This window comes from Brevibacillus fortis (assembly GCF_003013395.1).
Taxonomy (GTDB): Bacteria; Bacillota; Bacilli; order Brevibacillales; family Brevibacillaceae; genus Brevibacillus; species Brevibacillus fortis.
On sequence record NZ_PXZM01000020.1, the window covers coordinates 22,687 to 45,869 of the forward strand.

At 48.8% G+C, this 23,183-nt stretch carries 19 protein-coding genes; 9 read left to right on the plus strand and 10 right to left on the minus strand.

Features of this window, described 5'->3' with window-relative positions:
* The first annotated feature begins 22 nt into the window (after window positions 1-22).
* From C7R93_RS12730 to C7R93_RS12745, 4 genes are read left to right on the plus strand one after another with little or no spacing between them, the layout of a single operon-like run.
* Complete coding sequence (locus C7R93_RS12730; protein ID WP_106839157.1) at window positions 23-1,237, plus strand: 2,3-diketo-5-methylthiopentyl-1-phosphate enolase; 1,215 nt, start codon at window positions 23-25, stop codon at window positions 1,235-1,237.
* A complete protein-coding gene (locus C7R93_RS12735) occupies window positions 1,234-1,902 on the plus strand; it encodes a 2-hydroxy-3-keto-5-methylthiopentenyl-1-phosphate phosphatase (protein ID WP_106839158.1) in 669 nt (222 codons plus the stop codon). The genes C7R93_RS12730 and C7R93_RS12735 overlap by 4 nt, the downstream gene beginning before the upstream one ends.
* A 3-nt stretch (window positions 1,903-1,905) precedes the next feature.
* Window positions 1,906-2,562, plus strand: a complete 657-nt coding sequence (locus tag C7R93_RS12740) for a methylthioribulose 1-phosphate dehydratase (protein WP_106839159.1) — start codon at window positions 1,906-1,908, stop codon at window positions 2,560-2,562.
* 13 nt (window positions 2,563-2,575) lie between these two features.
* Window positions 2,576-3,088: a 1,2-dihydroxy-3-keto-5-methylthiopentene dioxygenase gene (locus C7R93_RS12745; RefSeq protein ID WP_106839160.1), complete on the plus strand. Its 513-nt coding sequence runs from the start codon at window positions 2,576-2,578 to the stop codon at window positions 3,086-3,088.
* A gap of 65 nt (window positions 3,089-3,153) precedes the next feature.
* Here the strand turns inward: C7R93_RS12745 and C7R93_RS12750 are convergent, their stop codons facing one another.
* Genes C7R93_RS12750 through C7R93_RS12760 form a run of 3 tightly spaced genes read right to left on the minus strand, consistent with a single transcriptional unit; the run spans window position 3,154 to window position 6,907 of the window.
* Complete coding sequence (locus C7R93_RS12750; protein WP_106839161.1) at window positions 3,154-4,272, minus strand: Ger(x)C family spore germination protein; 1,119 nt, start codon at window positions 4,270-4,272, stop codon at window positions 3,154-3,156.
* Complete coding sequence (locus C7R93_RS12755) at window positions 4,269-5,369, minus strand: GerAB/ArcD/ProY family transporter (RefSeq protein WP_106839162.1); 1,101 nt, start codon at window positions 5,367-5,369, stop codon at window positions 4,269-4,271. Before C7R93_RS12755 ends, C7R93_RS12750 begins: the two co-directional genes overlap by 4 nt.
* A complete protein-coding gene (locus C7R93_RS12760) occupies window positions 5,366-6,907 on the minus strand; it encodes a spore germination protein (protein WP_412679431.1) in 1,542 nt (513 codons plus the stop codon). Before C7R93_RS12760 ends, C7R93_RS12755 begins: the two co-directional genes overlap by 4 nt.
* A 166-nt stretch (window positions 6,908-7,073) precedes the next feature.
* On the opposite strand from C7R93_RS12760, the gene C7R93_RS12765 reads away from it, so the two are divergent.
* From C7R93_RS12765 to C7R93_RS12775, 3 genes are read left to right on the plus strand one after another with little or no spacing between them, the layout of a single operon-like run.
* Entirely contained in the window at window positions 7,074-8,162 is a 1,089-nt protein-coding gene (locus C7R93_RS12765; RefSeq protein ID WP_158264025.1) for an endospore germination permease, read from the plus strand.
* On the plus strand, window positions 8,149-9,657 hold the full coding sequence (locus C7R93_RS12770) for a spore germination protein (RefSeq protein ID WP_106839165.1): 1,509 nt from the start codon (window positions 8,149-8,151) through the stop codon (window positions 9,655-9,657). The genes C7R93_RS12765 and C7R93_RS12770 overlap by 14 nt, the downstream gene beginning before the upstream one ends.
* 1 nt (window position 9,658) lies before the next feature.
* Window positions 9,659-10,810 carry a Ger(x)C family spore germination protein gene (locus tag C7R93_RS12775; RefSeq protein WP_106839166.1) on the plus strand — a complete coding sequence of 384 codons (1,152 nt, stop codon included), beginning with the start codon at window positions 9,659-9,661 and terminating at the stop codon, window positions 10,808-10,810.
* A 55-nt stretch (window positions 10,811-10,865) separates the two neighbouring features.
* Here C7R93_RS12775 and C7R93_RS12780 read toward each other — a convergent pair whose 3' ends face one another.
* The 7 genes from C7R93_RS12780 to C7R93_RS12815 form a co-directional block, all read right to left on the minus strand.
* The gene (locus tag C7R93_RS12780) at window positions 10,866-12,644 is read right to left on the minus strand and encodes an acyl-CoA dehydrogenase family protein (RefSeq protein ID WP_106839167.1); all 1,779 of its coding nucleotides are present in this window, start codon (window positions 12,642-12,644) and stop codon (window positions 10,866-10,868) included.
* A gap of 25 nt (window positions 12,645-12,669) precedes the next feature.
* On the minus strand, window positions 12,670-13,848 hold the full coding sequence (locus C7R93_RS12785; protein WP_106839168.1) for an acetyl-CoA C-acetyltransferase: 1,179 nt from the start codon (window positions 13,846-13,848) through the stop codon (window positions 12,670-12,672).
* 18 nt (window positions 13,849-13,866) lie between these two features.
* Window positions 13,867-16,275: a 3-hydroxyacyl-CoA dehydrogenase/enoyl-CoA hydratase family protein gene (locus C7R93_RS12790; protein ID WP_106839169.1), complete on the minus strand. Its 2,409-nt coding sequence runs from the start codon at window positions 16,273-16,275 to the stop codon at window positions 13,867-13,869.
* Window positions 16,276-16,643: 368 nt separating this feature from the next.
* A complete protein-coding gene (locus tag C7R93_RS12795; protein ID WP_106839170.1) occupies window positions 16,644-17,759 on the minus strand; it encodes an S-layer homology domain-containing protein in 1,116 nt (371 codons plus the stop codon).
* A gap of 229 nt (window positions 17,760-17,988) precedes the next feature.
* On the minus strand, window positions 17,989-19,656 hold the full coding sequence (locus C7R93_RS12805; protein WP_106839172.1) for a putative ABC transporter permease subunit: 1,668 nt from the start codon (window positions 19,654-19,656) through the stop codon (window positions 17,989-17,991).
* On the minus strand, window positions 19,649-20,374 hold the full coding sequence (locus tag C7R93_RS12810) for an ABC transporter ATP-binding protein (protein WP_106839173.1): 726 nt from the start codon (window positions 20,372-20,374) through the stop codon (window positions 19,649-19,651). Before C7R93_RS12810 ends, C7R93_RS12805 begins: the two co-directional genes overlap by 8 nt.
* 132 nt (window positions 20,375-20,506) lie before the next feature.
* Window positions 20,507-20,923 (minus strand): hypothetical protein, encoded by a 417-nt coding sequence (locus C7R93_RS12815; protein ID WP_106839174.1) that lies wholly within the window; start codon window positions 20,921-20,923, stop codon window positions 20,507-20,509.
* A 152-nt stretch (window positions 20,924-21,075) separates the two neighbouring features.
* On the opposite strand from C7R93_RS12815, the gene C7R93_RS12820 reads away from it, so the two are divergent.
* Both C7R93_RS12820 and proB read left to right on the plus strand, forming a co-directional pair.
* Complete coding sequence (locus C7R93_RS12820) at window positions 21,076-21,693, plus strand: hypothetical protein (protein WP_106839175.1); 618 nt, start codon at window positions 21,076-21,078, stop codon at window positions 21,691-21,693.
* Between the two features lie 351 nt (window positions 21,694-22,044).
* Window positions 22,045-23,145 (plus strand): glutamate 5-kinase, encoded by a 1,101-nt coding sequence (gene proB / locus C7R93_RS12825; protein ID WP_106839176.1) that lies wholly within the window; start codon window positions 22,045-22,047, stop codon window positions 23,143-23,145.
* Window positions 23,146-23,183 lie beyond the last annotated feature (38 nt).

The window sequence follows — 23,183 nt, forward strand, 5'->3', positions numbered from 1 at the left end:
TTCAAGGAGGATTTGACGTACCATGAGTGAACAACGTATCCTCGTCACCTATCTCACACAAGCAAAAGACTTGAACAAGAAGGCACAAGCTATTGCTGTTGGTATGACAGTCGGTTCCTGGACGGACCTGCCGCTTGCCAAACAAGCTGAGTTAGCGCCGTATCTCGGAGAAGCCGTGAGCGCGACGCCGCTTGCGACACTGGAAAACGGAGAAACACGCGGTCTGATTACCGTCAGCTATCCGACCCGCAATTTTACAGCAGACATTCCATCCTTGTTGACCGGAATATTCGGCAAACTGTCGATGGATGGCAAAATCAAGCTCGTCGACATCGTTTTCCCTGACTCATTCCTTCAGGCTTTCCCTGGACCGAAGTTCGGCATTGATGGCCTGCGCGAACGTTTAGGGGCACATGACCGTCCGCTCTTGATGAGCATTTTCAAATCGTGCTTGGGTCTTCCTTTCGATGACCTGAAGACGCAATTCCGGGCACAAGCCTTGGGCGGAGTCGATCTCGTGAAAGATGACGAAATCTTCTTTGCAGATGACCGCGCTCCTTTTATCGATCGGATCAAAGCGTTCAAAGAAATCGCCCAGGAGACGGAAGCCGAAACAGGCAAGCCCGTCCTCTATGCAGCCAACCTGACCGGACCTGTGCATGAACTGAACGAAAAAGCGAAACGTGCGGTAGATGCGGGTGCTGATTGCCTCTTGTTCAACGTGCTGGCCTTTGGCTTCGATGCCCTGCACCGTTTGGCAGCCGATCCTGACGTACTCGTACCGATTATGGCTCATCCCGCATTGGCAGGCGCTTACTATCCGTCACCTGACTACGGTATCGCCACCCCGCTTCTGCTCGGAACGTTGATGCGTGTAGCTGGGGCAGATTTGGTGCTCTTCCCATCTCCATATGGCAATGTCGCCTTGGACAAAACAGAAGCGTTGCAGCTCGCCAAGCATTTGACCGACCCATTGAATGGTGTACGCCGTTCCTTCCCGGTTCCGTCTGCTGGCATTCATCCGGGGCTGGTTCCACAGCTTTTTAAAGACTTCGGTCTGGATCAAATCGTCAATGCAGGAGGCGGAATCCACGGTCATCCCGGTGGAGCAACCGCAGGAGCGAAAGCATTCGTTGCCGCGATTGAAGCGGTCACTGCAGGACGAACATTGGAAGAAGCCGCTACGACATCACAAGAACTGGCGATCGCCCTGGAAAAGTGGGGTGGCGCACGATGAGCAAGAAGCTCGTCCTGTTCTGCGATTTCGACGGAACGATTACCGAAAAAGACAATATTGTAGCGATTGTCCGCAAGTTTGCTCCCCCTGAGTGGGAAGCCTTGACGGAGCAGATCCTTTCGCAAAAAATAAGCGTTCAGGAAGGGGTTGGCAAGCTGTTTCAACTCTTGCCGTCCTCCTTGCGCCAGGAGATTATCGATTTCATTGTCCATGAAGCGACCATTCGCCCTGGTTTTGCTGAATTTGTGAGCTATTGCCGCGAAGAAGGCATTGAGCTGTTGATCACGAGTGGCGGTATCGACTTTTTCCTGGAGCCCATCCTGGCACCTTTTGATCTCACCGATGTTCCGATCTACTGCAACGGCAGCGATTTCAGCGGAGAACGGATCACCATTACGTGGCCAAACGCTTGCGATGAGCATTGTACGAACGGCTGCGGTATGTGCAAAACGACAATCATCCGCCGTTACGATCCAGCAACCCATTTCCGTATCGTCATCGGCGACTCCATCACTGATTTGGCTGGGGCCAAAATCGCTGACTATGTGATTGCCCGTTCCTTCCTCGCTGAAAAGGCGGAAGAGCTGCAATTGCCGCATAGCAAGTTTGCCACATTCCACGACGTGATTCGCATTTTACAGCAAGTCTCACAGGAGGTTGTCTAACTTATGACCGCAACACTCGAACAACGTCTGGATGCCTTTCGCCGTCTGGATGACGCCAAGCTGACATTTGCCCGCCGGGACTGGTTTCCCGGCACCAGTGGCAATCTCTCAATAAAAATACAAAACGATCCCTTGCAATTTGCCGTAACGGCAAGCGGCAAAGACAAAACCAAGCTATCCCCTGAAGATTATCTGGTCGTGGATCAAGACTCGCGCCCGGTGGATGAAACTGCGCTCAAACCTTCCGCGGAAACACTCATCCACGCCGTCGTCTACAAATCTTTCCCGAAGGCGGGAGCTTGCTTCCACGTCCATACTGTGTGGAACAACCTCATTTCCGAGCTGTACTTTGGACAACGCGCTTTCTCCATTCAAGGACAAGAGCTGATCAAAGGACTCGGAATCTGGGAAGAAAACGCGCGCATTACTGTTCCGATTGTTGAGAACTTTGCCGATATTCCGACCTTGGCTACTGAAATAGAAAAAGTGATCACACCAGAAGTTCCTGGCGTACTTATCCGTAACCACGGTATCTACACGTGGGGCGGCAATGACTTCGAGGCCAAGCGCCACCTGGAAGCTTTTGAATTCCTATTCGAGTATCACGCCCGCTGGCTTCAATTGCGCCAAGCAGTCGTGTCCACTACAACCACCAATTAAGGAGGAATAAACGATGGCACAAATTCGTTTTCACGACAACAATGAGTACATCTCAGCACCCGAGGAAGTTGTCTCCTTCCTAGACACTCAAGAAATCATTTACGAAAAATGGGGCGTGGATCGCCTTGATCCAAAGCACCGTGATAACTACAGCCCGACAGACGAGGAAAAACAAGAAATTCTCGACACCTTCAAGCCGGAAATCGATGCGATCAGCAAACGTCGTGGTTACTTGACTGCGGACATTATCGTCCTCTCTGACAAAACACCTAACCTCGACGAGCTGCTGGTGAAATTCAAGGGCGAGCATCACCACACCGATGATGAGTGCCGCTTCTGCGTCGATGGTCACGGTATTTTCGCCATCAAAGGCAAAGATGATCGCTATTTCGACGTTGAGCTGGAACCAGGCGATCTGATCTCCGTACCACCGAACTACCGCCACTATTTCACCCTGATGGATGACCGCAAAATCAAGGCGATTCGCCTGTTCGTCACTCCTGCAGGCTGGGAAGCTATTTATTGATACACTCACACTCCACACAAAGCACTTCCTGCGTGTACATCCAGGAAGTGCTTTATTCAATCCACTCATTTGGTGACTCCATTCCCTTTAATCGATACCTCTGGTTTAAAGTGAACCTCTGCCTCGGAGAAGGCTTTTGGCCAATCATTTTCTATTTTTTTCCATCGCTTGTACTCGTAAGCTCGGGCATAGAGGCCGAATCCAAACGGGTCTGTTTTCGCTGCCTGACACTTTTTCACAAGAAGGTCGTAGTCCTTGCGGAGTTCTGCTTCCATCATCTTTTCCAGCTTCTTGTAGTCCTTTTCCATGTTATAGGGAAACATCCGCTCTGAAATAGACACATCCAATCCCATTTGTACATCGAACTGAAACTTTCCATCCCGATAGGTTGTCTTCACTTTTTTGTTAACACCCTTCACGAAAAAACTGATTTTGCCCGCGACAATGCTCTTCTGATCGTTTTGCTCCTGGATGGGTATCGTGACTGATATCTCCCCCTGTTTTTCATGGAGCATCATCTGTAAGAGAAGTGTATTACGCGGTTCAATCAGTCCAGCATACACGCCGTTCTCTGTGAGCATAGCGGTTCCCATTACTTTCACCGCCCTTTTCTCTTTGCGCAGCTCAGTTATGGTAGGAGTGATTCCGGGCTCAAACATTTGTCGATGAAACTCCTGCGCTCTTGTCTTTACCGTCAGGTTTCGATAATTGGCTGTATCAATCAGCTTGGTGACATGCAAGGCAAGTCGAGGCTTGTCTTTTGGTCTGTATTCAAACATCTCGGAAACAGGACCATCCAGTGCGACCATCCTGGCATTGACACTGAACTTGGCATCGCGAAAAACCACATCCAGCAACCGAAACCAATCAGGGTGTTGCAACAGCCGTTGTCCCAAAATCAGCACCTGGATTTTCCCTGAAACGGTCAAAGCCGTAACGATCTCATCAAAACCCATTCTCGATTCTCGTATGGTGGAAGCCCTGACCCCATATTCCTCCGACTTCTCTTTGGCCTCCTCGCTAAAAACAGGACTGGTCATGTAAACGAGCAGTTCATTTTTTTCATTCACATCCAACCCGACCATGAGAGAAAGCGTGGCATCCTCCAAGTAGATCCGATCCATACACCCTGACAGCATCACAACCAAAACAGTCGACCAAATCATTCGTAAAAGGGCCCTCATGCTTTTTTCCCTCCTGCTTTTCGTTGCAACAGCCAGATTGGGCCAAAGAGCAATACAGGTAAGACAAAAGCAAATCCCACACCCGCTATACTCCAGATGTCAGTCATTTTTTTGAGATCCATGAAGGAAGGCGTATAGAACCACAGACACACAAAGATCAGTAAAAGAAGGACGATCAAATGCTTCCGATGATCGCGATTCCCGAATACCTGCGTGGTGCAAAAAACCGCGAAATACATATACGTCAATACCGTTGTCGACAAGATAAATAAATAGAAGGCCAGAAAAATAATATCAATTCGCTCCAGAAAGCTGTATTCAATCACCTTCCACAAATTCAACGTGGGCCATGTATATTGCTTGATCTCATCAGGACTGAAAAAAGCAAAGCAAATAATGGTGACATGCAAATAGACAAGTAAAGTAAGTGTATTTGCCACAACAATCCCAAGAGAGGCATGCTGCTTTTTCTTTAGAAACGGATACACAAAATACGCCAGCTCAAACCCCAGAAAAGGTAAAACCGTGTATATGCTGGCTGAAAGAATTGGTTGCCAGCCCTCTTTTATGATGGGAAGAAAATGCAGCCAGTTCGCATCCTTTAAAGCTGCTGCGAGGAGTAACGGCATCCAGAGCGTGAGATAAAAAACCAGCTCCGAATACCGCGCGATAATACGCAAGCCTCCCTGGATGATGATATAGATCGGAATGGCAAACAGCATAAATATGATGTATCCCGGTGTCTGGGACAGAACCCACACGTTGATAATGAATGCGGAATTGACAACGACGACGATTGCTGCAATGGCACAGTATACGCTCATCAATATCGAGGCAACTTTCCCTAGCCACTTGCCCAGCAGGAGTGTCAATAAATCAGTGATAGTCTTATCCGGATGAAGCTTCATCATATTCGTGATCACAAGGCTGACGAGCACCGATACCCCCCAACCGAAGAACATAGATAACCAGCCATCTGTCCCCGCATGTTCGGCCAATTCTCTCGGGAGTGTCAATACACCTATTCCAATCTGTGTACCATGGATCAGCAAGATGTATTGCAGAAGGGACAGCTCGTGATAAGCGTATTTCCTCATTTTTCACTCCCCTTTAGCCTGTTATTCCCTTGCCTTTTTTCCTGAATCGGTCTTGTTCCTTTTGGTCGGTCCATCATTTTCCAGAGTGGCGAGCGGACGATAAAATCCTTCCAATCTGAAAAGCGCACAGGAGCAAGAGGACTTCCATAGGGTACTCCCAATGATTCCAGCGAGATCAGATGCCCGATCAGCGCCATCAGTCCCACGACAATCCCAACGATTCCAAACATAGCCGCCAGCAACATCATGATAAACCGGATGAACCGGACTGCAGAAGCCATATCGTAATTCGGGATAATGAAAGAGGATATCGCCGTAAATGCCACGACAATGACCATGATATTGCTCACAATTCCTGCCTGGACAACCGCTTGACCAATGACAATACCGCCGACGATACCTACTGTTTGTCCGATCGGCGCAGGCAAGCGAATACCCGATTCCCGGAGCATCTCCAAGGTAAGCTCCATCAACAGCGCTTCCAGCAAAGGAGGAAAAGGCACCTTCTCGCGGGACTCTCCAATCGACAGGATCAAATCAAGCGGGATGACCTCATAGTTGAATGAAATGAGGGCAATGTAGATGGCAGGCAAAAAAGTAGCGACGATAAAAGCCAGATAACGCAGCATACGAATAAATGTAGCGACAAGCCAGCGCGTACTGTAATCATCCACATTTTGAAAAAACGAAGGAAAAGAAGCAGGACCGATCAACACGCTTGGGGAACGATCGACGATGACCGCTATTTTTCCCTGCAACAAATGAGAAGCAACCGTATCCGGTCTTTCTGAGGTGATAAGCTGCGGGAAAGGAGAATACGGGTTATCCTCGATATACTCCTCCAATTCCCCTGTATTGAGGATTGTGTCAACTTCAATGAGCTTGATCCTGTCCTCCAGCTCTTGCAACACATCTGGATTGGCAACGTCAGCCAAAAACATAACGGAGAGCTTTGTTGCCCCTCGCTCTCCCACCCATATTTCCTTGATTTTCAATTCGCGATTGGGAATATAGCGGCGAATCAAGGCAATGTTTTGCGCGTCTGTCTCCACGAATCCTTGATGAGCACCCTTCAGTGATGCTTCCAATTGCGGATCCTCGATAGCCCGTTGCGGCCATCCGTGTGTTTCAACCACCAGGGCTTCTTTTCGACCTTCGATGAACAAAACACTGCTTCCTTGCAGAATCTCGGTTTCTACGCTTTGAAAGTTATACACGGTAAATACTTTGCCCACGGATAACAGCTCGAAAAGGCTTTTGTCCGCTCCCTCCCTTTGGTTCAAAAGTGGACGCAGCACATTGTTGTTGATCGAGTTCTTGTCAGCCAAGCTCCTCAGATAGACGAGCGCAATCTGTCCCTCCACTTGCAAGCTATTGAACTGTCGAATTACCAAATCGGGGGTCAGCGTAAATATACGTTGCAGCTCCGCAATATTATCCGGCAACTGGTCATGAATCTCACGGACATAGTGCGACTCGCTCCTACGGCTCATCCTGTCTTTGGCAGATGTCTTTTTTCTTCTCAGCCATCCTCTCATCGCCATCTCGTACAGCTCCCGCCCTTTTACGAAGTATGTTCCATTAGCGTTCGTGAGAGCTTCCCAAAATATGCATGAGACTTGGCACATCCTACCGCTGAATCGAATAAATCCCAACGCCCTGCAAATACTGTTGGAAGAACGAGATTACTTTGGCGGGAGAATCATGAAAAACAGATTATCTTTTACACAAATCGTCGTCATGCTGCTTTTAACCAACGGATTGATGAACCACGTCATCGTCATCCCGATGATGCTAGATTCGGCCAAAAGAGACTCCTGGATCTCGGTTTTGTTAGCTGGTCTACTATACTTGTTGTGGACAGTCTTACTCTATGGGATCTATAAAAAAACGGAGCATGAGCATCTCTTCCATTGGATCAAAAAGACGTACGGCTTCCCGCTCTATTTCGTATTGGCTCTGCTGACATGCGTCTACTGCTTTACAATCGCCACCATGACGATGACCGATACGATTACGTGGATCAATTTATCATTTGCTCCAGAAACACCGCTGGAGGTCCATACGATCTTGTTTGCAGTCCTTTGTCTCGTCAACGCGATGTTCGGAATCCGCTCCATCGCCATGACCTCTTCTGTACTTTTACCATTCGTCGTCCTCTTGGGTTTTTTCGTGATGTCTACTAACTTTCCAAACAAAGATTACAGTCTGCTCCTCCCTATGCTGGAAAACGGGATGGCCCCTGTTTTACGAGGAATGATGTATGCGGGCACAGGCTTTGTCGAACTGATCCTCCTTTTATTTATGCAGCATCACCTTCAATCGAGAGTGCCATACTATCAGCTTTTCATTCTGGCGTTTGTCATGATTGGGCTCACATTCGGGCCAACCTTAGGTGCTATTGTGGAATTTGGTCCGGATAAAGCCGGAAAATTGCGCTATCCTGCCTATGAAGAATGGCGTCTCGCCAATATCGGCCTATATATCGAGCATCTCGATGCCCTGAGCATCTACCAATGGTTTAGCGGTGCCTTTACGCGCATATCTCTCTCGCTTTTGCTGATTGTAGAAATACTGATGATTCCGTATGGCAAGAAACGAATTTGGTGGTTAATCGGGCTCTTTTTCTTCTCATCTGCCCTCTCCCGCTATCCCATAAGTGCGATCCAATTTTACAGCCTGTTATCGAAACAGCTTTTGCCCAGTCTTTTCGTATTGGCCCTGTCTCTTTCCATCGTTTTTGCTCTCTTGACAGCCTTCGCCTCTAGGAGGAAACAACATGACGAATCGTAGGTTTGCCAAGGTCAAAGGGTACACACCAGCAACAACCGTTAAAGAATTGCCTTCGATTTCGGTACAGTCCTATCAAGATTTGTTTGAAGACTGCAATGACGTATGCATAGATACGCACACCCTCGTCCCAGGACACTCTCCTACTCGCGTGCATTTTATCTACTCGGACTGCATATGCGATTTGAACCACATCAGCGAGTATTTGATGCCGCAGCTCATGCAGCTTTTTGTAAACGAAGATATCCTAGATGCAGAGGTTTTATTTGAAAAACGGCTCTTTTTCATGAATGAGCTGACACAACCAACGAATGTTGATTGGATATGCAGACAAGTTTTCTCCGGAAATTTGTTGATGGTGTTTGAAGACTTTCATACTGTCTATTATGTAGAGACGGGAAATCCCCCCCGACGTGACCCTGAGGAAACCAATACGGATGCATCGATTAGCGGCCCCCGCGATGGCTTTACGGAAGAAATCAATACGAATCTGGGTCTGATCCGCAAAAGGCTTCGGACGTATCAGCTAAAATTCGTTCCGTATATCGTCGGGAGCCATACACAGACGCGCATTGGTTTATTGTATGTGCAAGACCAAATCGATCCGATCTTGTTGAAGGAAATTCACGACAGAATGGATTCGCTTGATAGCAAAGGCATTGTAAGCGGTATGCAAGTAGAAGAGCGGTTATCTCGATCCCCCTTTACTCTTTTGCCAGAATTTCAGTACACCGGAAGGCCCGATTATGTAGTGAATGCTCTTTTAAAAGGTCGGTTCGCCATTTTAATCGATGGCTCCCCTATTTCATTAATTGGTCCGGTTAACTTTTTCATGCTGCTAAACGCTGCCGAGGATACGAGCTCATCTGTTTTTTCCGTAGTGTTTGTCCGTATTCTGCGGATGGCCTGTGTGATCATTGCGCTTTTTTTACCCGGCCTTTGGGTATCGCTGATTACCTACCATCAGGAACAACTTCCCTACACCTTGATTGCCACCATTGTGAAGTCGCGACAAGGCGTTCCATTGCCAGCTGCATTGGAAGTTTTGCTCATGGTGCTCTTGTTTGATTTGTTTAAAGAGGCTGGTTTGCGCCTTCCTCTATCGATTGGTCAAACACTGTCCGTTGTTGGAGGCCTGATCGTTGGACAAGCCGCGATATCGGCTGGTTTGACCTCCACAGGCAGTCTTGTCATTGTGGCGCTTTCCGTCATGGCTACCTTTACGTTATCGAATCAACATATCGTCTCGTCGGTTACCCTGTTTCGGTTCGGGATATTGCTCTTATGCTCCCTTCTCGGGATGTTTGGGTTCATGATGTCGCTTCTCGCAATGGTTTTGTTCTTTTCGAACATGCGCTCCTTTGGCTTGTACTATTTGTCGCCGCTTGCCCCAACCTCTTGGCCTGACTTGTATAAAACACTGTTCCGCACACCATGGCGAAAAGTAGAGAAAAGCCCTGAATTCCTGCATGCTCCTAAAAAAAGGAAGGGCTCCTGATATGGCTCGCATCCGCGTAATGGCTGTCATCCTCCTCCTCCCGCTCCTACTAAGTGGCTGCTGGAACGCGCGTGAAATTGAAAATCTGCTTTATGTCAATGCGCTTGGGGTCGATTATGTTGACAATAAATTCGAGGTGTACGCCCAAATACTGAGCTTCTCTACCATCGCCAAACAAGAAGCGGGAGGAGAACGATCTGCAAGTGGGGTGGCCATTGCAAGAGGAAGCGGCGATTCTTTTGTGAGCGCCCTCTTTAGTCTATATCCCACCAACCAGGAGCAAATGACTTGGAGTCATATTCGTTCCCTGGTTCTCAGTGAACAGGTACTGAAACGCCCGCTTCTCGATCAAGTCATCGATGAGCTCGACCGGTTTTACGAATTTCGTTACACCATCTGGACGTATGCAACCAAAGATCCACTGATGGATGTTCTTACGCCCAAGCAAGCATTCAACCAGCCTGTCATTTACTCGCAGTTGTCCAATCCACAGGATCTTCACAAGCAAAACTCGGTGATTTACCCGATGAAGCTGTTTCAATTTGTCAGCAAAAGAGATGAACCCAACAAGGTCGTCTATTTGCCGATGATCTCCATTAACAGAAAGACCTGGTCGGAGGACAACAAACCTTTACCCCAGCTGAAAACAACCGGTGCCTGCATGCTGCAAAACAAGGAGGTCAAGGGATGCTGGCCGCGCTCTGAGCTACTCGGATTACGCTGGATAGACGAGCATACCAATCGATCGTTACTGACCGTAAAAAAGGGCAAACAACCTCTGGCAAATCTCGTCTTGCTAAAACCAAAAGTAAAGATACAGCCGCTGCTGCGAGACAATCAAGTCACGTTTCAGATCGATGTGGAGCTGCTGGCCTTCATTCCGCTATACCATCGCATAAGCCCCGTTCGGGAAATCGAGAAAGAAGCTGCGAAAAAAATCGAAGAGGAGATTCGGGGGCTATACGAAAAAGGACGGAAGCAACAGATGGACACGCTTCAACTGGGGCACACCCTTTATCGCAAATATCCGCAAGAATGGAAACGAATGCAGCAAAATGACACGCTACCGCTTAACCCGGCCTCTCTGGAAGCGGTGAACGTCAAAGTGACGATTTACGATGGCGGGATTTCGAAGGTGAAGCAAGTGCGTTAAATGGAAAAGGAGCAAAGCATTGAGCTTTGCTCCTTTTCCCGTTTACTATTTAGAACTACACCACATATGCTCCCGCTTCGATCACACGATCCGCAATGGAACGTTTGATTGCCACCGTGTTAATCGGCGTGCGGCGGGTCAGCTTTTTCAGGATCGATAGACGCAGACGAAGCTCGTCGCCCTCTTCCATCGTCGCTAATGCTTCTTTCGCCCAGCCTTCGATACGGTCGAATGCTTCATGCACATAGACAGCGGTCATTTCCAGCTTTTGCTGCTCTGCTTCAATACCATTTGCCGCGATTGCCTTCTCTGTCCGCTTCACGATGCTATCCATTGCATACAGCTCGATCAGCATATCAGCCGCGAATGCCAAGAGCTCCTGTTCTTTGGACATCTCCTGTTGGTATTTCATCAACGCAGAACCAGCCACCATCAAAATGATTTTGCGCGTGATGTTGATGAAATGCTTCTCCATAGCCAGAGGAGCATCTTCAATCTCTTCCGGATAATAGCTCATCAGCTCTGCTTGCAGACTGCCTGCTGCTTGCATGAGCGGCAGCTCGCCTTTCATCGCCTTTTTCACGAGCGTATCTGGGATGAGCATGCGGTTGATTTCGTTCGTTCCTTCGAAAATGCGGTTAATCCGCGAGTCACGGTACATGTTCTCGATCTCATACTCGGACATAAAGCCGTATCCACCGTGGATTTGCACGCCTTCGTCCACGCAGTAATCCAGAACCTCAGTGGCAAATACTTTATTGATCGAGCATTCGATTGCATAATCGGCAATCGCCTTCGCAACTTCTGCGCCATCATCCGCTTTTTCACCCAGGCGAGTCAACGCTGTATCGAAAAGACCCACTGTCCGATAGACAGAGCTTTCAGCCGCATACGTTTTCACTGCCATGTTCGCCAGCTTGTTTTTGATTAAGGTAAAGTTGGCAATTGGCGTTTTGAACTGTTTGCGCTCTTTTGCGTAGTTCGTCGCGAGTTCCACCGCTTTTTTCGAGGAGCCGACCGCGCCCACTGCGAGCTTGTAACGACCAACGTTCAAGATGTTGAACGCGATCACGTGACCTCTTCCAGGCTCACCGAGCAGATTAGCTACCGGCACAGATACATCTTGCAAAATGACCGTGCGTGTCGAGGAGCATTTGATCCCCATCTTCTTCTCTTCCGGTCCAAACGAAACGCCCGGGAAGTTGCGCTCAACGATAAAGGCAGTAAATTTCTCGCCATCAATTTTCGCGTAAACGATAAACACATCAGCAAAGCCAGCGTTTGTGATCCATTGCTTCTCTCCGTTGAGAATATAGTGCGTGCCATCTGCGGAGAGAGTCGCCGTCGTTTTCGCACCCAGCGCATCTGAGCCGGAACCTGGCTCTGTCAGGCAGTAGGCAGCGATTCGTTTTCCAGACGCCAGATCAGGCAGGTAGCGCTGTTTCTGCTCCTCGTTTCCAAAGTATACGATCGGCAGTGACCCGATTCCGACATGCGCGCCGTAGCTGAGTGCAAAGCCGCGAGCCAGCGAGAACTTCTCTGTTACGAGTGCGGTGCTAACTTTATCCAGCCCCAGTCCCTCGTATTTCTCCGGAACGTCTCCAGCCAGCAGACCAAGCTCCCCTGCTTCCTTCAACAGACGAACCGAAATATCAAACTGATGGTTCTCAAGCTCTTCCAGATGAGGACGAACTTCATTGTTGACGAAATCCTCCGTCGTCTTGGCGATCATCTTTTGCTCATCACTGTACTCTTCTGGCACGAATACATCATCAGCTGAACCTGCATCAATCAAAAAGCTTCCACCGCGGATCAAATCTTTTGTTTCTGCCATAACTATCCCTCTCCTTATTATAAATTTAAATCATCTCGAAAACGCCAGCAGCTCCCATTCCACCACCGATACACATCGTGACGACTCCGTATTTGCCGCCTCTGCGCTTCATTTCGTGCAAGAGCTGGACGGTCAGCTTGGCACCACTGCAACCGAGTGGATGCCCTAATGCGATTGCCCCGCCATTTACATTGACCTTTTCAGGATTGAGCCCCAGCTCGCGAATGACGGCGATCGATTGAGAGGCGAACGCTTCGTTTAACTCAAACAAATCGACATCCTCCAAGCTGATTCCCGCCAGCTTCAATGCTTTTGGAATCGCGACAACCGGACCGATACCCATGACATCAGGGTCTACACCGCCGACAGTAAAGGAACGGAACTTGGCAATCGGCTCGACACCCAGCTCGGCTGCTTTTTCAGCAGACATCACAAGAACTGCTGCCGCGCCGTCGCTCGTTTGCGAGGAGTTTCCTGCCGTTACGCTGCCTTGCACATGAAAGACCGGTCTGAGCTTGGCGAGTGCCTCCATCGTCGTGTCCGACCGCGCTCCTTCATCCTTGTCGAAAACACGTTCCTGGATATGAACCTTTCCTGCTTCATCCACAAAATGCTGCTTGACTGTCAATGGTACGATTTCATCCTGGAATTTCCCTGAGGTAATCGCAGCCGTCGCACGCTGATGGCTTTGCAGAGCAAAAGCATCCTGATCCTCACGAGAAATGTTGTACCTTTTCGCTACTTCTTCAGCTGTATGGCCCATGCTCATGTACGCTTCCGGCTTCGTTTCTACCAGAGTCGGATTGAGTGCGATTTTGTGCCCGAGCATCGGCACCAGACTCATGCTCTCCACCCCGCCAGCGACAACCACATCGGAGCTGCCGACCATGATCTGCTGAGCAGCGTAAGCAATCGTCTGCAAACCAGAGGAGCAAAAGCGATTGATGGTGATTCCCGATACATTTGTCGGCAATCCGGCGCGTAGTCCGATTAGGCGAGCCATATTCATGCCTTGCTCAGCTTCCGGTACAGCCGTCCCCATGATGATATCCTCGATATCAGCCGGATCGAGCTGTGGCACACGGCGCAACAGGTCGCTTACAACTGCGGCTCCCATATCGACTGGGTGAAAATCCTTGAGACTTCCTTTTTTCGATTTACCAATAGCGGTGCGGGCGCCCGCGACAATAACTGCTTCTCTCATCGTTATCCCTCCCTCTCCCTAGTTACGCAAAGGCTTGTTTTTGGTCAGCATGTGCTGCATCCGTTGCTGGCTTTTCGGCGTCTTGATTAGTTCGAGGAACGCTTGCTTTTCCAGCTCTAGAATATAGTTCTCTATCACTTCTGTACCCGCTGGCACGTTACCACCTGACATGACATAGGCAACTTTGCTTGCGATCAGCTCATCATGCTCGGAAATATATCCGCTCTTCTTCATTGCATAAATGTTTTGGCGCAGGTTCGCATAACCAGTTTCTCCGATGACGCGAATTTTGCGTGGCGCTGGTGGCGTGTAGCCCTCTTTATCCATCGTGAGCACCAGTTGCTTCGCATCGTATAACAGATGATCGGCATTCACGCTGATACGGTCAGTCGGTCGCAGGTACCCCAGATCGATGGCTTCCTGACCACTCGTAGATACCTTTGCCATGGCAATCGCTTCAAACGCTTTCGCCACGAACGGGAACGGATCGACTGGCACGCTGCCTCCCTCTGGAACATTTTCCATCGCTCTAAACAGCATCTCCTTCGTTCCTCCGCCACCTGGCAGAAGCCCTACCCCCACCTCTACCAAGCCAAGGTACGTCTCTGCCGATACCTGCACGCGATCCGCGAGGTAGGCCACCTCGACACCGCCGCCCAGCGTCATGCCAAACGGTGCTGCGACGACTGGACGATGCATGTAGCGCAGTGCCCGTGCTGTTTTGTGGAAGTTGCTGACCAGCATGTCAAGCTCCAGCCAGTTTTCATCCTGTGCTTCCATCAACGCCATTGCGAGATTCATCCCGACGCAGAAGTTTTTGCCTTGATTACCGATGACCAGACCGACGAAGTTCTTCTGCACTTCCTCTGCTGCCTGACTTGCCATGTGCAAGACATCCATCCCGAGTGCATTGTGTGGGGAGGTGAATTCCAGACATGCGACTCCATCTCCCAAATCGATCAAGGCAGCACCCGCATTTTTCTTGATTAGCTTGCCTTGCTCCTTAAGTGCTGCCAGATTGATGTTTTCCTTGCTCTCTTCGACGTCCTTGTAGGTGCCTCCGATGGAAAACACGCTGCACTTCCCTTGCTCTTTTTGATAAAAGGAGGTTTTCCCACTCGCGAGTAGCTCCGACACGAGTGCCGGAATCTTCTCGTTTTCCTCACGCATTCTTGCCACTGACTTTTCGAGACCGATGGCATCCCATGTTTCGAATGGCCCCATCTCCCAGCCGAAGCCCCACTTCATGGCCTGGTCAACAGAGACGATATCGTCTGCGATCTCATGAGCCTTTTCAGCAGAGTAAAGCAATACCTTTTTGAAGACACTCCAGACGAACTCACTGCCCTTGTCCTTGCCGTATGCGAGTGCTCTCAACTTCTCAGGCAATGTTTTGGCTGTTTTGGTTGCTTCGAGGGAAGGGAACTTCGGCCTCACACTTGGACGGTATTCCAGCGTGTCAACCGACAGCGCCAAAATCTCTTTTCCTTTCTCCGTCTTCACCTGCTTGAAAAAGCCTTGACCAGCCTTTTGCCCGATCCATCTTTTCTCCACCATTTGCAGAACGAAATCCGGCACTTCAAAAACCGAACGCTCCTGCTCATCCGTGCTTTTGTTCCTGACGTTACCCGCCACATGCACGTACGTATCTAGTCCGACGACATCAAGAGTGCGGAACGTCGCGCTTTTCGGACGGCCGATGACCGGCCCTGTCAACGCATCTACCTCATCTACCCCAAGCCCCAGTCGCACCATTTCGTGGATCGAAACCTGCAATCCATATGTACCGATGCGATTCGCGATGAAGTTAGGCGTGTCCTTGCAAACAACCATTCCTTTTCCGAGCACATGCTCACCAAAATGCTTCATGAAAGAGATGACTTGCGGGTCAGTATCAAAACCTGGGATCAGCTCCAACAGCTTCAAGTAGCGTGGCGGGTTAAAGAAGTGCGTGCCGAGAAAATGCTTGCGGAAGTCATCAGAGCGTCCCTCTGCCATTTCGTTGATAGAAACCCCGGACGTATTGGAAGACACGATTGTCCCTGGCTTGCGATGCGCTTCTACCATCGCGAAGACGCTTTTCTTCACCTCGATATTCTCGACAACTACCTCAATAATCCAATCGACCTCGCTCAAGCAAGAGAGATGATCTTCGAAGTTACCAACTGTAATCAGGTCGATGTTCTTTTTATCGTAGAGCGGCGCCGGCTTCTCCTTCAAAAGTCGGTCACGGCCCGCTTGTGCTATCCGGTTTTTCACCACGCTATCAGACAAAGTAAGTCCTTTTTTACTCTCATCTGCTGTCAATTCACGCGGCACGATGTCCAGTAAATAAGTGGGAATACCGACGTTGGCTAAATGTGCTGCGATTCCGGCGCCCATGACGCCTGAACCGAGAACTGCCGCCTTGCGAATTTTGCGTTCCATCTCCAAATCCTCCTTTTAAAAACCTAGTCATGGCTTATTCATGGTCACAAGAATGGCTTCGTAACAGTGAATATCTAATATTCAGACTAGAAGCGCATTTGTAAAACTTCTACTTCTCCATAGATATTCCTGTGTACATCAGCTCATGTCTCTCGTTGAATGAATGCTCATTCAGTATGTGGGTTAAAAAAGGACATCCCACGTTTTGGCTGTCTTACACGCCCGGAGATGCTACGTTCCCACCAACTGAATCACCGTTCAGTTTTTATTGTAATCGAAAATTCTGTCAGTTGCAATCGTCACTTATTGCTTCTTGGGATAAAGAAAGAAAAAGGGGCACTCCGTTGTCCAGTGCCCCTTTTTCTGTGCTACTTTTGCGAGTAAATTAGCGCGGTGATCTTGCGTCCGTATGCATTGGACGAGTCTTCTTCCAATCGGTATTCAATCTGGAAGTCTCCGTTTTTCGGGTCTAGATAATGAGCAATGATCCAGAGGGCTTTCGAATTGTTTTCGTCGGCCTTGACCGATACTTTTACCGGTCCGTTGTAGGTGGGCACTTGCTCCAGCTTTGCCATGCTTTTGAGCGCATCGTCTGTAAAGACCGCAGACAGATGCTTCTGATTTTTCATTTCGTACGCCAAATTCGCTGCACGTAAATACACCTGCGCGATGTGCTGCTGATTCGCAGGCGAACCACGGAACTGCGAAGCTGTATCAATCCGGTAATAATCAATCAGTCGATCCATTACGACGACGTATTCTGCACGCGTCAGAACCTTGTTCGGAGAAAAGGTCTTGTCCGCGAGAAACAGATTGAATTCGCGGATGGCCAGTGGGTACGGTGAATATGTATCTCGATAGAATCGGTCGCGCTTCCATTCGTAATAGCTGTTAAAGTAAGAGGCTGTATCTTGTGGTTTAATATTGGCCGTACGGAATTTTTGCGGTGCCAGCATATGAAACAGGATCAAGCTGGCCTCTTCTTTCGTCAATGGCCACTGCATCCCGGCACTGGACATCCACCAGTCCGGATTTTCCTTCTCTTGTTTTTTCATCAGGTGCCCGGTTTCAGCCAAATATAGATAGTACAGCATCTGGTCTCCTGGATCAAACTTGCCCAGCTCGTCCGTTTCGATTTTCATCATGGTCTTCAGATTGCTCAGCAGTTGATCTACTTCCCCCCGGAGTAGATAGCGATGATCCAGGTTTGGTTTGCGTTCTGGCTTTTCAATCGGACCATATACCGTCTCGAATACGCGATTCAGCATAACCAAAGCTTCGCCTCTAGTCACCGGCTTGTTTGGGTAAAAAGGCTGATATCCCTTCCTCACTACGATGCCCAGATCCGCCATTTCGTCGATGTGCTCACGTGCCCAATGTCCCTGTATGTCCGTATACATGCCAGCCGCATTCGCACTCCCTGAAAAAACGCTTTGCACCACTAGCAGTGCCAAGAGAAAAACGACAGCAAAACGCTTTACCATGACTTACGATAACTCCTTTCTTTCCATGATCGTTTCCTTACTCCCTTTTTTGGAATTCTTCCCCAGCAGCATCCATTCCTGCCATGTTGGTCTATTTTCCTGGGTCTGATCTCTCCCTTTCTTGTATCGGGATGAAAACGGAAGTTCATTATACTTTTTCAAAACAAATGAAAAAGAGCCGCACTTTGTATTAGCGGCTCCAATTATATCCTTTTTCTCTATGCGCTGACTATCCTTCAATCTGCTCGAACCAGCCTGGTCCCTTGGTCACAAGCAACCGATATAAGAAAATGTTAATGAGGGTGAACAGGACGAAAATCCCAAGAGCGGTCCCTAGCATGGATGTCCCTAGCAAAAAACTGCCGAGTACAACAAGACCTCCTGCCATAAGGCCTATTACTAGTGGGAAAAGTGGATTAAGATTTTGCTTGATTGCCTCCTGTTCGGAGCTCCAGCGCAGTTTAGGCAACTGCAAATCCACCAGGATTCCGACCAGATTGATAAAAATCAGCCCCGGAATTCCACTCACGATGGCAAGGATGATAAAGGCAGGGGAAAGCTGTAAAAACCATATGGCCTCTGCAAGAAGCAGCAGCATACTCACTGCACTCAGTACCAATCCTGGGAACAATTTTGCCAGCAGGATGTGGCGATAAGGCATGGGCCATAGCTTGTTCGTAAAGAATCCCTGTCCCTCTCTGGATATGGCTGTTACGGAAGTGCTATTCATTGCACCCATGAAGAGAAACGCGGCGAAGGCGATCGCCATGCTAATTCCCGCTACCGATCCCTTTTGCATGAGCAATTGAATAAACGCAATCATTTCGCCGCTGTCCTGACGGCTAAGCAATGGAATCAAAACGAGTATCGGAATCAAAATGCTGGACAGCGTACAATTCATCAGAAATGCCGGCGTCCTCCACAACATTCTCCATTCCTTGAGTGCGTAAGCCAGCATAGCTGGACGTTTTTGAACGAGCTTGGCAAAGGCAGTATCGACGACTTCTTTTCGTGTGGCGACAGACTCACTCATGCCCATGACACCCGAAAAGTAGAGATACGTTCCAGCGTAGAGAAAAGCAGCTATACCAATAATCGCCACGAGAATGAAAGCAATTAGATAACCGAGGGAACCCCACGTACCGCTGTCTACCAAAGCAAGAGCAGCCAGATTGCTTGTAGGGAACAGCTGGGTGACAAGGCTCAACAGCCCATTGTCTTGAGCCACAAGCATTTGCTGAAACTGCTCCATGCCAAATCCGCTTCCGCTAGACTGACGTTGGAACAGCGCTTGAAAACCAACGACAATTCCAAGCCCGATCAGCCCTCCGATGATACGGAAGCGCTCCTTGTATTTTTTGACGTTCGTAAATCGCATGAACAGAATCACGACAAGAGCAGCCAACACTAGGGGCAACACTGGAACAACCAGAAAAACAAGGATCGCTAGCAAATAATACATGATCCCTGCGTCGCTTTTCACGCCGTACGTAATAAACAGAGGCCCTAAGAAAACCAGCGCTGTAAAATATTCATACACGAGTGCAAGCGTAAATTTGGCTCCGAGAATGTGCGCTGGAGCAAGCGGCATGGGCAATAAATGCTCAACATCCTTCGAATAGTAGAAAACACTCAAAACATACAAAATCCCGAACAAAAAGATGGCAAGTGAAGACATCGCTACGCCAAATCCGAGTAGGGCCCCCTCCTGTCCGATCACCACCAATCCGTCGTACAACTCAGAAATCAACACGACAGCCGAAGCAATCATGGGAAGAACGCCTAGTGCAATGACGATATACAACAGAGCGGTCTTCCAGCCACTCCCTTTCTCCACTCTCCAAGCTGGTTCGGCGTTTTTCATCATCATCTTCGTCAAAATCAGCACTTTATTCATGCTTGGTCAACTCCAGGAACAAGCTTTCCAGCGATACTTCTGACTGAAAATGCTCACGCAGCTCAGTAAAGGTTCCACAGAACAAGATTTTCCCTTTGTTGATAATCCCGACTCGATCGCACAGCTTCTCCGCAACCTCCAGTACGTGTGTGGAAAAGAATACGCTTCGACCGCTATCCGCGTGTTCACGCATCATTTCTTTTAACGTAAAGGATGACTTGGGATCGAGTCCAGTCAATGGCTCATCGAGAATCCACACCTCAGGCTGATGGATGAGCGCACCCATGATCATGATTTTTTGCCGCATGCCATGCGAATAGCTCTGAATCGGATCACCTAACGCGTTCTTCATATCAAAGCGATCCGCCAACTCCAAAATACGCTTTCCTCGTACCTCTTGGGGTACCTCGTAAATATCTGCCATGAAGCTGACATACTCGAGACCCTTCAAGCGCAAAAAAAGATCAGGGCTATCCGGTACATAACCAAATTGGCGTTTTGCTTCGAGTGCTTCGGTGCGAATATTTTTACCATTGATCGTGATCTCGCCTTGATCTGGACGTGTGATGCCTGTGATCATTTTGATCGTCGTTGTCTTGCCAGCTCCATTTGGGCCGAGGAAGCCAAAAATTTCCCCGTTGGGCACTGTGAGATTCATTTGATCAACTGCTTTTATGGTGCCGTTGTAGCTTTTCGTCACATGAACCAGCTCAATCATTGCTGCTTCTCTCCTCTCCTCGCCGTTCCCAACATTTTTTCCAATTTACTCCACCCCTTTTATTACGAGTGGTTCAAAGAAAAGTTCCGAGAAAAGAAAAAGAGCCGTCGGTTATCCCAACGACCCTCATGATTAGTTTTGTGGCACAAAGCTGCCATCACGCAGCATAGTCAACTCGCCCATGATGAATGCTAAGTCTTCGTTGTCGTCCAACTTGCCACTTTCCTCCAACGCTTCCAAACGTCGCAGAAGTATGTTGGCAAAATCCTGAATCTGAACCGGATGTGCCTCTATATCGGCATCATCCAAAATATCAAAGCCAGTCAAGGCTTCCAAGTGGGTCACGATACGGAAACCGCCGATTTCCCCTAGGAACTCTTGCTTGTTCATTTTTGATTTCTCCAATTTTTGCAGCATGGACAAAATATCATTTGCTACCACGCTAGGAAAAGCAACCTGATAAAAGTTGCGATTTTTCGCTTCTTCCGTTTTGATGATCAAAACATCAATACCGTCCGGCTTCTTCGCTTTTTTGCCAAACCCAAACATATATTCCACCTCAATCGTTCGATCTGTCCAACTCTCTCCATGATAGACATAATCCGAGACTCAGACAACCCCTATCCATATATTAACTGGGCTATTTGTCTTTTTTGACACACACGCTAACGGTAAACGACTGCCCCCAAGTGAGGTGCGCCATGAAATTCAACTGGAAAAACTGGATGTTTATTCTAACTCTCTCTTTGCTCGTCACAGGATGCATGACGCATGTAAAGCAGGAGCAGGCAAAAACCAAGGCCAAAACACAAAGCAAGCCTACCAAGCAGTCTGCCATCCAAAAGCTTGGCGATAACAAAATGGATGTTGTCCTCTTTCTGAATCAGGCGGAGCATCTGTTGGAAAATGTTTTTTATGCTGCTGCGGACAATGCGAAGGGCAAATCTGTGTATGAGGATGGTCTCGTCTTTCGTGAATTGCCTGAGCGCTTCGACAGCAAAGACAAGATAACGGGTTACTTCGGTCGTTTTTGGAGCCGTCCGCTGGCAGAAGCCATGTATGACAACATGACCACCAAGCTGGTGAAGGAAAAAGTATACGTAGCAATCCCCCGTGTCGACTATCCGACTTTGATCTCGGTTCGAAACACGACTGTTCAAAAAAGCAATGGAGAACTCAGTGTGACCGTAGAAGATGTAACCGATTCTTCCTTTGCTTCTGACCGCACGCTCCGCTACCGACTCGTGCGTGATCAAAAGACCAAACGGTTCGAAATCAAATCACGGATGGGCGCTTATGGGAATGAACAATTTCAATAAGCCTCTTGACATTTCTTGCGGACCAAGCGAATAATAGTGAATTAATAAGCACATAGTGAGCGGCAATGACGGGGAATAGTAAAACCGCCCTTCAGGTCCAGAGAGCGAAATCCATCGGCTGAGAGGTTTCGTCCTTGAATCGGTTTGAACCCACCCCAGAGCATCCAGGGAAGACCTGGACAGGTTTCTTTCACCTGTTATCAAAGAAAGAGAGCCGGGCGTTTCTTGCCTGAAGTATGCCTTCAGTCCAAAACGTCAAATAAGGTGGTACCGCGTAAGGTCTTACAAGCCCTTTCGTCCTTATCAAAGAGACGAAAGGGCTTTTTTGCATGGAAATAAGGGGGTTTTCGCATGAGAAAGGGTAAATTGCGTTTGGTAGTAAAGGTGGGGAGCAGTTCGATTGCAGCAGCTACAGGCGGTGTTGATCCGGCAAAAATGTCGCTGCTCGTCTCCGCTATCAGCCAATTGCGCGAAGCGGGTCATCAGGTTGTCTTAGTCTCCTCAGGAGCTGTCGCCAGCGGCTATCAATGTCTCGGCTATCAACAGCGCCCGCGATCCTTGGCAGCCAAGCAAGCAGCAGCAGCCATTGGGCAAAGCTTGTTGATGCAAACCTATACACAAATGTTCGGCGCCCATAACTTCAGCGTGGCGCAAATCTTGCTGACACGCAGTGACTTTTCCCACAAGGAACGGTATCAGCACGCATTCTCTACCTTGTCACTGCTATTGGATAAAAATATTTTGCCAATCATCAACGAAAACGACACGGTATCCGTAGCGGAACTGACCTTCGGAGACAATGATATGCTCGGCGCTCTCGTCGCTGGTCTCATCCATGCCGACTTGTACACGATCCTGACTGATACGAATGGCTTGTACGACAAAGACCCACGTTATCATGCAGATGCCAAACACATGAGCTGGCTCGAATGTGTGACGGACGAAATCGAGGCACTTGCAGGCGGAGCTTCCCAACTGGGAACAGGCGGTATGCGCTCCAAGCTGATCGCAGCCAAAACCGCCCAATCATTAGGAATTCCCAGCTTTATCGGAAAATTGACGAATACCACTGATTTGTTGGATGTCCTTACTGGCAACGGGAATGGCACCTACGTCAACTATCATCCAGAAGCGCCTGCAACAAACGGCGTTCCTACAAGAAAGCAATGGATTGCGCTTCACTCCCCTACCCGCGGAAAAATCACGGTTGATAGCGGTGCAGCGGAAGCGATTTTGGAAAACAGCAAAAGCTTGCTCTTAGCAGGTGTCCGCGATGTATCCGGGATGTTCGAGCAAGGTGAGGTTATCGAGGTTTACTGTGAGGGTACGTTGATCGGTCGCGGTATCAGCAGATTCAATGCAGCACAGTTAAGTGATTTTCTTTCCCCTGATAACGTAACGCGACACAGCGGTACTGTTATACATCGTGATGAATGGACACCTGTCATCTAAACGAATCCATGTAGATAGAAAAAGGAGTTGGAGAAACC